This window comes from Robertmurraya sp. GLU-23, assembly GCF_052983275.1.
Map to the genome: position 1 here is coordinate 68,635 of NZ_JBRKCV010000006.1, position 11,613 is coordinate 80,247.

General features: G+C 38.8%; 8 protein-coding genes and 1 pseudogene. 7 read left to right on the forward strand and 2 right to left on the reverse strand.

What is annotated here, in order from left to right; translation table 11 throughout:
* Nucleotides 1–28 precede the first annotated feature (28 nt).
* Nucleotides 29–1,093, reverse strand: coding sequence for a M14 family zinc carboxypeptidase (locus tag ACVBAX_RS11895; protein ID WP_447117221.1), 1,065 nt, complete (start codon nt 1,091–1,093; stop codon nt 29–31).
* Nucleotides 1,094–1,615: 522 nt separating this feature from the next.
* On the opposite strand from ACVBAX_RS11895, the gene ACVBAX_RS11900 reads away from it, so the two are divergent.
* The 7 genes and pseudogenes from ACVBAX_RS11900 (at nt 1,616) to ACVBAX_RS11930 (ending at nt 10,430) form a co-directional block, all read left to right on the forward strand.
* Nucleotides 1,616–2,899 (forward strand): sugar ABC transporter substrate-binding protein, encoded by a 1,284-nt coding sequence (locus tag ACVBAX_RS11900; protein ID WP_447117222.1) that lies wholly within the window; start codon nt 1,616–1,618, stop codon nt 2,897–2,899.
* Nucleotides 2,900–2,992: 93 nt separating this feature from the next.
* Nucleotides 2,993–4,249 carry an ABC transporter permease subunit gene (locus ACVBAX_RS11905; protein ID WP_447117223.1) on the forward strand — a complete coding sequence of 419 codons (1,257 nt, stop codon included), beginning with the start codon at nt 2,993–2,995 and terminating at the stop codon, nt 4,247–4,249.
* 3 nt (nt 4,250–4,252) lie between these two features.
* Nucleotides 4,253–5,104: a sugar ABC transporter permease gene (locus ACVBAX_RS11910; protein ID WP_430776417.1), complete on the forward strand. Its 852-nt coding sequence runs from the start codon at nt 4,253–4,255 to the stop codon at nt 5,102–5,104.
* Nucleotides 5,105–5,138: 34 nt separating this feature from the next.
* Nucleotides 5,139–7,208: a beta-galactosidase gene (locus ACVBAX_RS11915; protein ID WP_447117224.1), complete on the forward strand. Its 2,070-nt coding sequence runs from the start codon at nt 5,139–5,141 to the stop codon at nt 7,206–7,208.
* A gap of 246 nt (nt 7,209–7,454) precedes the next feature.
* Nucleotides 7,455–8,615, forward strand: a pseudogene (locus ACVBAX_RS11920) (arabinogalactan endo-1,4-beta-galactosidase); the annotation flags it as partial.
* The gene (locus tag ACVBAX_RS11925) at nt 8,613–9,308 is read left to right on the forward strand and encodes an Ig-like domain-containing protein (RefSeq protein ID WP_447117359.1); all 696 of its coding nucleotides are present in this window, start codon (nt 8,613–8,615) and stop codon (nt 9,306–9,308) included. The pseudogene ACVBAX_RS11920 and the gene ACVBAX_RS11925, both read left to right, overlap by 3 nt.
* 132 nt (nt 9,309–9,440) lie before the next feature.
* Nucleotides 9,441–10,430 carry a LacI family DNA-binding transcriptional regulator gene (locus ACVBAX_RS11930; protein WP_447117225.1) on the forward strand — a complete coding sequence of 330 codons (990 nt, stop codon included), beginning with the start codon at nt 9,441–9,443 and terminating at the stop codon, nt 10,428–10,430.
* 102 nt (nt 10,431–10,532) lie between these two features.
* On the opposite strand, the gene ACVBAX_RS11935 is transcribed toward ACVBAX_RS11930, so the two are convergent.
* Complete coding sequence (locus ACVBAX_RS11935; protein WP_447117226.1) at nt 10,533–11,399, reverse strand: dimethylarginine dimethylaminohydrolase family protein; 867 nt, start codon at nt 11,397–11,399, stop codon at nt 10,533–10,535.
* Nucleotides 11,400–11,613: the final 214 nt, after the last annotated feature.

The following is an 11,613-nucleotide window of genomic DNA, read 5'->3' on the forward strand; positions in this document are numbered from 1 at the left end:
ATTACTGGAATGCTCTCCCCTTTTTGTATTACTCGTCCGATTCTTCGCCTTGTCTGTTTTTCTGTTCCGGAAGAGTTTCCCAGAAGCTCGTATCGGCAGTGTCAATGGACCCATCTGCAATGGCTCGTACTGTAGCATCTAGGGTAGTAATCGTCTGCTTAATTAAATAGCCATTGCTCTTTTGTCCAAGAGCATAAGATTCAATGTAGTGATCGGACATGCCACGCATTTCAAAAAGGAGAGTAGAAATGCCATAACGAACAGCTGCGCCGTTACGTCCGATATTTTCTCCGCTTCCACCTACGTATTTACCGATATGGCCCCAACCAGTATCCTCAAGTGCTCCATAAACAACTGATCCTAATTTTTTAGAGCGTTCAACCACATCAGGCTTCACATTTGGATTTGTTGGATAAAGAATCGATCCAGATACGAGTTCCCCTTCTGTTTCACTAAGTGTGCCCTGGTGATGAAGGTCAATCATATAATCAATGTTATATTTTGCAAATACATTTTCATGTAAGACTCTAGCCTCTGGTTGCATTGCCGTTGTTGCCTTATCGTGTTCACGGTTAAGATCCACTTTGTTCGCATTATAACGTGTAAGATGACGGTCGCCATCGGCGTGATAGTCCTCAAGTGAGAAATCCACATCTCCCATGGCTCCATCAGCATTGAGCATAGGAATGATGAGTACATTAACGTTATCTAATACTCCCTTTGTTTTAGCTGTACCTAAATGCTTAATAAAGCTAAGGGCACCCTCTGTTGTAAGCTGCTCGTTTCCGTGCTGCTGTGTTAAAAATAAAATCGTTGGATTATCAGGATTAGAGATATATTTTGCCATATAAATATCCCGGCCTTTGACTGTTTGTCCAATCACCTCTAATTCCATCGCTTCTTGCTTCGCATCTTGAGTATTTAAATAATCTACTAAACTCTCATATGTATGCAGAATCGACGTTTGGACGGCTCCATTACCAGCACCTGGCCCGTTTCCAACAGCGAAAACTGGTGTTGAGACGGCAGTAATTGCACCAAATGCCATTAAGCTTGATAAGGATACGGATAAAACTTTTTTCTTTAAGTTCATATCTTACCTCCAAATAAAATTTTATTAACAATTCAAATTTTATCCAAATATGGTTCAGATGTTAATAAAGAAAATTGCCTATTATTTAGACAAATTTCGATTAACGAAATACATACGAATGAAGGATTTAAAAACTATGAAAAGTAGGCTTAGGGAGTTGAGATAGGAAGAAAGATGTAGAATATAATTGGTTTTCAATTATAGATCGGGAAGAAATATGGGATCTAATAAAATTTCAATTAAGTAAAATGTTTTACTAAATGTTAGTGAAGTAACTAAAATTTATTGTATTCAAATAGGTAGAATCAGTTTATTATGTAAAGAAGTTTGGGTGCTTCGACTTCAGAAATAAGATGATGACAATACAGTTAAATGTATGTTAATCACTAGTAAAATATTTTTCTTAAATTTTTTTACTAGTTTTAGTAAAGATATATTTACATGTTTTACTTTTGGTGATATATTTTAATTACTGAAGCGCTTTCAATTAAAAATGTAAACCAATGTGAGAGGATGTAAGCTATGAAGAAGTTTAAAAAGTATTTTAGCCTTATGAGCGGTATTGCTTTAAGTCTATCTTTGGTAGCATGTGGACCTCAAGAAAGTAGTACTGAGAGTACCGGCTCGAACGATTCTTCCAAGAACAAAGAGTATGATTTACTAGTTTGGGAGGATATTGAAAAAGGAGCAGGTATTAAAGATGCGGTTGCGAAGTTTGAAGAAGAAAATGGAGTAAAGGTGAAAGTAGTTGAAAAAGCCTATGCTCAACAAATAGAAGATTTACGTATGGATGGTCCGGGTGGTACAGGTCCAGATGTACTTACCATGCCGGGAGACCAAATTGGAACGGCGGTAACTGAAGGATTAATCAAAGAGTTAAATGTAGGTGAAGATGTTCAATCTATTTATACAGAAGTAGCTATGAAGTCGCAAATGGTAGAAAACAAGGTGTATGGTTTACCTAAAGCTGTAGAAACTACCATGCTTTATTACAACAAAGATTTAGTTTCTGAAGCTGAGCTTCCTACCACTCTTGATGGATGGTATGACTACTCAAAGAAGGTAACAGATGGGGAGAATTTTGGATTCCTAGCTTTGTTTGATCAAATCTACTATGCACAAAGCATTATGAGCGGGTATGGTGGATATATTTTCGGTGCGGATGACAAAGGAAATTATGATCCTGCAGATCTCGGATTAAACAACAAAGGTGCTCTTGAAGGGGCAGAGTATATTCAAAAGTTCTATAAAGAAGGTCTATTTCCAGCTGGAATCATCGGTGAACAAGGAATTAATGTGCTTGAGTCGTTATTTACAGAAGGAAAAGCAGCTGCTGTTATTTCAGGTCCTTGGAATATTGAGCCGTTTACAAAAGCAGGAATCAATTTTGGTGTAACCAAATTACCTGAGCTTTCAAATGGTGAAAATATGAGTTCATTCGTTGGAGTGAAGAGCTATAACGTAAGCGCTTATAGTAAAAATGCTGAACTTGCTGAGAAGTTAGTTGTATTTTTAGCCAATGAAGAGAATTCAAAAGCTAGATATGAAGTTACTAAGGAAGTGCCAGCCGTACAAGCACTTGCTAATGACCCTGTTGTTGCAGAAAGTGAAGCAGCCCAAGCGGTAGCAGAACAATCACAATTTGCTGAATTAACTCCGAACATTCCAGAAATGAACGAAGTTTGGACACCAACAGACTCTGCCCTACAAACCATCGCAACTGGCAAGGCTCAACCTAAAGAAGCACTGGAGCAAGCAGTTGAAACGATTAAAGGACAGATCGAAGCGAAGCATGGTGGAAAATAATTTGTAAATTAACAATGGTGTCAAACGTTACTTATGTTTGACACCATTTATTATAAGGGCGGAAATTGTAACGTCTAATAAGAGGTGAAAAAAGTGCAACATCGCAAAACGGCTTTGCTTTTATCAATCATTCCAGGGCTTGGTCAATTTTATAATAAGCAGTGGGTAAAAGGAACTTTATTTCTACTTTTAGCTGTTTCGTTTTTTGCTGTATTTGGTGATTTGTTGAATATGGGCTTTTGGGGGCTTTTCACGCTTGGAACGGAAGTACCCCGAGATAACTCGATCTTTCTACTAGCTGAAGGGATTATTGCTGTCATTGTAACGATCTTTGGGCTTGCCTTTTACTATATCAATCTACGAGATGCTTATAAGAACGGGGCTTTGAGAGATAAAAATCAGCGTCTGCATTCTCTTAAGGAAGATTATCGCAATTTAATCGAGCAAGGCTATCCGTATGTGATCAGTGGACCATCACTCTTTATTTTAATATTTGCGGTGATCTTCCCTATTTTATTTAGCTTTGCATTAGCGTTTACGAATTATGATTTATACCATTCTCCACCAGCTAATTTAGCTGATTGGGTGGGGTTAGAAACATTCTTTGAAATCTTCACCGTTGATATTTGGCGTTCTACCTTCTTTGATGTATTAGCTTGGACGGTCATTTGGACGCTTGTGGCCTCTACCTTGCAGGTAAGCCTTGGGGTGTTTCTAGCGGTGTTAGTGAACCAGAAAGATGTGAAATTTACCAAGTTCTACAGAACGGTTCTTGTCCTACCGTGGGCTGTACCAGGGTTTGTGACGATATTAATATTTGCGGGACTATTTAATGATAGCTTTGGGGCAATCAATAACGATATATTGGCTGCTTTTGGAATTGGATCCATCGCGTGGCTGACAGATGAAAACTGGACACGAGTGGCTTTAATTCTTATGCAGGGATGGTTAGGTTTCCCTTATATTTTCTTAGTGACAACAGGTGTCCTTCAGTCTATTCCAGATGATCTTTATGAAGCAGCGACCATTGATGGAGCATCTGTTTTTGCAAAGTTTCGCCATATTACAATGCCAATGATCTTGATTGCAATGGCTCCGATCATTATTACTCAGTACACGTTTAACTTTAATAACTTTAATATCATTTATCTATTTAATGGTGGGGGACCTGCTGTTCCGGGGTCGACGGCTGGCGGAACGGATATACTCGTTTCATGGATATACAAATTAACGATGCAATCGAGTCAGTATTCACTAGCGGCTGCATTAACCATCTTGCTCTCCATGTTTGTTATTGCGATTGCACTATGGCAATTTAGACGTACGAATTCCTTTAAAGAGGGGGCTTAAAAGATGCTGAAAGATATGAAAAAACAAAAATTCTTTCGTCTCCTAATTACACATTCGATTTTACTTTTTATGACAGTAATCATTATTTATCCGTTAATTTGGACCATAGGAGCCAGCTTTAATCCTGGAAACAGTTTGATAAGCACGTCTATCATTCCTAAAAACCCTACATTGGATCACTATCGTGAGTTGTTTGCAGGGAAAGAAAGTTTGCAATATGGAAAATGGTACTTAAACTCCTTGAAAATTAGCGTTTTCACCATGATAGGAACGGTCATAAGTGTTTCTTTTACCGCCTACGCGTTTTCTCGCTTTCGCTTTAAGGGAAGACAAAATGCGTTAACCTTATTTCTGTTATTACAAATGATTCCGCAATTTTCTGCTCTCATTGCTCTATTTGTATTAGCGCAAATACTAGGCATGATGAATAGTCATTGGTTATTAATCCTTCTATATATTGGTGGTCAAATTCCTATGAACACTTATTTGATGAAAGGGTATATGGACTCCATTCCGATGGACTTGGATGAAAGTGCGAAAATCGATGGAGCTAGTAACACAAGAATCTTTTTACAAATTCTTATGCCTTTATCACGACCAATGATTGCGGTCGTAGCAATGAATGGTTTTACCGGACCGCTGGGAGATTTCGTTTTATCATCAACCATTTTACGAACACCTGAGGCGTACACGTTACCGATCGGATTGTATAACCTCGTTAATGATGTAATGGGGGCAAGCTACACGACCTTCGCGGCTGGAGCCATCCTAATCAGTATTCCGATTGCGATTATATTCATTTTGCTTCAGAAGAACTTTGTATCAGGACTAACAGCTGGTGGAACGAAGGGTTGATTTCATAAAAAATCAATAGTAGAAGGAGAAGACAATGAAAAATCATCATAAAACCTATACAACAAATGCAAAATTCATGCTTCACGGAGGAGACTATAATCCTGATCAATGGCTGGATCATCCAGAAATTCTAGCGGATGATATCAAGTTAATGAAGCTTTCCCATACCAATACCTTCTCAGTTGGAATTTTTGCTTGGAGTGCATTGGAGCCAGAGGAAGGCAAATACCACTTTGAATGGTTAGATGATATTTTTGACAATATTCACAGGATTGGTGGAAGAGTCATTTTAGCCACGCCAAGTGGAGCACGCCCTGCGTGGATGTCGGAAAAGTATCCGGAGGTTCTTCGTGTAAATTCTTCTAGAGTGAAACAATTACATGGAGGAAGGCATAATCATTGTTTTACCTCTCCAGTTTATCGTGAAAAAACACAGGAAATGAACCGAAAGTTAGCAGAAAGATACGGTAGTCATCCGGCATTATTGATGTGGCATATCTCAAATGAGTACGGTGGAGAGTGTCACTGTGATCAGTGTCAAACAGCTTTTAGACATTGGATTAAAAACAAATATAATCATGATCTGAAATTATTAAACGATGCGTGGTGGGGACCGTTCTGGAGTCACACCTATAGTGATTGGTCTCAGGTTGAATCACCCTCTCCGATTGGGGAAAGCATGGTTCATGGCTTAAACCTAGATTGGCGACGTTTTGTTACAGATCAAACGATTTCTTTCTATGAAAATGAGATTGTTCCTTTAAGGGAGCTGACGCCAGAGGTACCGATCACAACGAATTTTATGGCGGATACATTCGATTTAATTCCGTTTCAAGCACTTGATTATAGTAAGTTTGCGAAGCATGTGGATGTGGTTAGTTGGGATGCCTATCCAGCATGGCACAATGACTGGGAAAGTACAGCGAATTTAGCCATGAAGGTTGGTTTCATTAATGATCTTTATCGTAGTTTAAAACAACAACCTTTCTTGTTAATGGAATCCACTCCAAGCTTGGTAAATTGGCATAGTGTGAACAAAGCAAAGAGACCAGGTATGCATCTTCTTTCTTCTATGCAGATGGTTGCTCATGGATCTGATAGTGTCATGTACTTCCAGTGGAGAAAATCACGTGGGTCGTCAGAAAAATTCCATGGTGCTGTGGTGGATCACGATAACAGTACGAACAACCGTGTTTTTCAAGAGGTAGCTCAAGTTGGGGAAACATTGGAAAATCTATCTGAAATAGTAGGAACGAATCGTCCAGCAGATGTTGCTATTCTTTACGATTGGGAAAGCAACTGGGCTCTAAATGACGCACAAGGATTTGGATTGGATACCAAACGCTATCCTCAAACTTTGCAACAGCATTACAAGGCTTTCTGGGAAAAAGATATTCCAGTAGATGTGATCACAAAGGAGCAAGACTTTTCATCTTATAAACTATTGATTGTTCCAATGCTGTATTTAATGAGTGAAGAAACGATTTCGCGGTTAAAATCTTTTGTCGCAGCTGGCGGAACACTAGTCATGACCTATATTAGTGGCCTTGTAAATGAATATGACCTAACGTACTTAGGTGGATGGCAGAAAGACCTCCAGGAAGTATTTGGCCTAAAACCAGTTGAAACAGATACGTATTATCCAAAAGATCGAAATCATGTAGAGTATAACAATCGTACGTATGAACTAAAGGAGTATGCTACAATCCTCGAACTAAATACTGCAACGGTAAAGGGTGTATACACAGATGATTTCTATGCAAATACTCCAGCAGTAACTAGCCATAAATATGAAAAAGGAAATGCGTACTATATTGGTGGTCGATTAGAAGATCAGTTCCAAAGGGACTTTTATGATGAAATAATGAAAGATTTGGCTTTAGAATCTGTGTCTTCAGTAAAACATGGCGAGGGGGTCTCAGTGCAAGTAAGAAATGCTCCGGAAAGTGACTACATTTTTGTTATGAATTTCACCGAGGAAAATCAAATGGTTAGCTTTGAGTTACCGGTAAAGGATAAGATCACCGGTGAAGAATTGCTTGGAGAATTTATGTTAGAGAAGTATGAAGTAAGAGTTGTTGAGAAAAAAAGAACGACAAATTAACGTGAATGCATACATGGGTGGGACCGGGAACCCACCCATGTAGTTATGATTTGAATGGAAACGCTTACTACTCGAATACACATCTTAGCATGATTTCCATTAATATAAGAAATTTTTGATAAAGGTGAGGAGAGTATGAGAGAGATGAATAGGGTGTTCGCTAGATTGCTAGCATTTACATTAATCATAAGTTCCGTGTTCTTTCATCCTAGCGAAGGGGATGCACAGGTAAATCCAGTGGAAAGTGATATTTTCGTAAAAAGAGTAATGGGAATCGATGAGGATTTTATTAAAGGGGTGGATGTGTCTAGTATCATCGCTTTAGAAGACAGTGGAGTCAAATTTTATAATGAAGCAGGGAAAAAACAGGACATTTTTAAAACGTTACATGATGCAGGAGTGAATTATGTTCGTGTGCGAGTATGGAATGACCCTTACGATTCAAAAGGCCGTGGGTATGGCGGCGGGAATAATGATATAGAAAAGGCAATAGAAATTGGAAAAAGATCAACCGCCAATAACATGAAACTGTTAGTAGACTTCCATTACTCAGACTTCTGGGCAGATCCAGCGAAACAGCAGGCACCGAAGGCTTGGAAAAACCTGAACTTAGAGGAAAAGAAAGTAGCACTCTATGAATATACAAAAGAGAGCTTACAAGCCATGATGGATGAAGGAATCGATATTGGCATGGTGCAAATCGGAAACGAAACCAATGGTGGTCTTGCGGGAGAGAAAACTTGGGGAGCGATGAGCCAATTATTCAATGCAGGAAGCAAAGCCGTAAGAGAACTTGATTCTAACATGTTAGTGGCCTTACACTTTACCAACCCAGAGTCTTCAGGTAGATACGCTTCTATCGCCAAAACACTTCAAGAAAATGAAGTGGACTATGATGTATTTGCAAGCTCCTACTATCCTTTCTGGCACGGAACTTTATCGAATTTGACCTCCGTTCTAAAGAATGTGGCAAATACGTACGAAAAGAAAGTAATGGTTGCAGAAACCTCCTATACATATACAAAAGAGGATGGAGACGGCCATGGAAATACAGCACCAAAGGATTCAGGGCAAACATTAAATTATCCAATCACGGTACAAGGACAAGCGACAGCTGTTCGTGATGTCATCGAGGCGGTGGCTAATGTAGGGGAAGCAGGAATAGGCGTTTTCTATTGGGAGCCGGCTTGGAAACCTGCAGCTCCAGATAAAAAGCTAAAGAAAAACCAACAGTTATGGGAGAAATATGGATCAGGCTGGGCAACTAGTTATGCGGCAGAATATGACCCAAAAGATGCGGGCCACTGGTATGGTGGAAGCGCGGTTGACAATCAAGCGCTGTTTGATTTTTACGGTCGTCCGTTATCCTCTCTGAATGTATTTAAATATGTTGATACAGGGTCGGTGGCACCTTTAAAAATTGACGAAATAAAGGATGTTTCACTAAGTGTCATTGCAGGTGAAGAGATTACATTGCCAACAACGGTACAGGTTACCTACAATAATGGAAGCTCAGGGTCTGTTCGTGTCACTTGGGACGAAGAAGCAGTGCAACAAGCGATTAAGACTGGCGTTGGTAGCTATGCGTTGAACGGTGAAGTAGAAGGTGGAGGAACAGTCAAACTTCAACTTACAATTAATCCTGAAAATTTTGTGATGAATTCAAGCTTTGAAGAAAATGATAGAACTATGTGGAACATCCAATATAAGAATGGAACCGTACCCCATACTGATTTTCAATATAAGTCTACTGATGCAAAGTCTGGGAATTACTCCCTTCATTTTTATTCTGGAGAAGAAGTGAATTTTACAGTAGAACAGAAAATTATGGGATTAGAGCCGGGTTACTATAATCTTTCAATGTTTTTACAGGGTGGAGATGCCAATAACTCGGATATGTATTTGTACGCATTCGCAGGTGGTCAAGAATACAAAACGCAAACCTTTGTTAACGGTTGGGTGAACTGGAGTCATCCGTTAGTGTCTGATATTCTAGTGCTAGATGGGACGATTACGATCGGAGCTAGCATAAAAGCAGATGGAGGGGCATGGGGAAGCGTAGATGATTTTTACTTATACAAGGTGAAAGATATCAACTAAACATGATGCCAAACGAGGTCTGACCTCCTTGACAGGGGGCAGACCTTGTTTCATTTTCTAATTTAATCCTTTCTTTTTATATAGGGATATGGAATGATAAATATATGAGATTAGCGAGATAGAGGTGATGATATGGCCACGATCAAAGATATTGCAGAAAAGGCCGGTGTATCTATTGCTACTGTTTCCCGTGTATTGAACTATGATTCTTCACTTTCGGTTACGGATGAAACAAGAAAAAAGATATTTGAAGTTGCAGAAAAACTCGAATATAAACGTCGAGTTGTACGAAAATCAAGCCCTTCAAAGTTTGCGATTGTTCATTGGTATACAGAGAAAGAGGAACTCGAAGATTTATATTATATGTCAATACGGTTTGGAATAGAAACAAGATGTCAGCAGCTGGATGCACAAATCGTAAAGTATTTTTACAATGATATCGAGGAGTTAAAGCAGGAAAATATTCAAGGAATTATCGCAATAGGAAAGTTCAGTGAAAACCAAGTAAGGGCTCTTGCGGAGATTAGTGAACACATCGTTTTAGTAGATCATAGTTTGATGGATGACTCGTATGACTCAGTTATTACTGACTTTGATAAGGCCACTAAAAAGATCGTTGATTATCTATTGGATAAAGGACACACTTCCATCGGGTATATTGGTGGTCAAGAATACTACCGAGATCAATCAGGTGAAATCACAGACCTTCGTGAGAAGACATTTTATAGCTATATGAATGAGAAGGAATTATGGAACGACCGCTTTATTTACACAGGATCCTTTTCAGTGGAAGACGGATATCGATTAATGAAACAAGCGATCCTTGAGCACCAAGAAACGTTACCAACGGCTTTCTTTGCCGGAAATGACCTTCTTGCCATTGGAGCGCTCCGAGCATTACATGAAGAAAATATTGTGGTTCCAGACAGAGTGAATATCATTGGTTTGAATGATATTAGTGTTTCAAAATATATTTATCCATCACTATCAACATTAAAAGTCCATACTGAAATGATGGGAGAAGTTGCGGTTGATTTAGTTATGGAACGAGTGATGGGACGTAAAGTGTCCAAGAAGGTGCAACTGGGAACAGAGTTGATTATTCGTGACAGTAGCTTTTAGTAAAATCCATAACAGATAGAAACAAAGAAATGGCATACGAATGGAGTATGCCATTTTTTCTTTGATAAAATTTTAGTGAGAAAGTTATTCTTAGACGTTGACCTATGAATTTGACCTTGACCTAAGAATAGGCAGCGTACAGCAGCGGAAAGAGCCTCCTGACTTAATAATTTCAGTTATATCAACTTCTATTACTTCAAAGCCACGGTCACGAAGCTGCTTATTTACATTTTTATTTACGGGCAAGCTCAAGATTCGCTTATTTCCTATTCCAAGCACATTAGTCCCAAGAGTGAACTGTTCTTCATCAGAAACTTCTATCAGTTCGTATCTTGATCCAAAAATGTCGAAGTCTTCTTTTGTCAAAGCTTCGGGGAAGATAAGGGCTAGCTCTGGTGATACAACATTAAAGACACAGTCTAAATGTAAATATTCTGCCTTGAACTCGATGCCTTTAACATCAAACTGGGGCAGAAGATGTTTTAAGTGATCAACTGCCTGCTGGCTGGTCCGATCACTTAACCCAATGTACACGGTGTCTCTATCAATAATTACATCTCCGCCTTCAATCTGATCTCCTACAATATTATAGTAGGAGAATCCTTCATCCTCCAGCCACTGTTTTAATACATTATCTTCTCCCTGCCTCACATCACTTGCCATATCGGCTACAAATACAGTATGTCCGAGTGTAAACCCTATGTCCCTTGTAAAAACCTGTTCCGGGTATTTCTTATGGTAAGGAAGCAAAATAACTTCAATGCCGTGATTCCGCATCATTTGGACCATTTGATTATGCTGTTCTAATGCAGTTTCAATATGTATTCCTTCATTTTGAAAGTGCTTTTGGGTCTCATTAATCACATCCCTGATCGTCATGTACTGCGGCTGACAGCAGATCACTCGTTTTAATTCATCGTATTCACTGAAACAGATCGTTTTATGTTCCATATTGGATTCTAATGTCATATTTAGGTCCTCCTATAAATTGTGACAGTATCAATAATATTCCCTTAATAGGAGGTAAAAATGATGAAGTATTGGTTATTTATCTTGTGCTAGTTCTTTTCTATTGAAGAATCCATCTGCAAAATCTTTGTTCACTAATAAAATTTTTACTAAAACATTGACTAAAGTTTACTTAAAGAATAAAATAAACAGTGTAGACGTTTTCATTTATCTG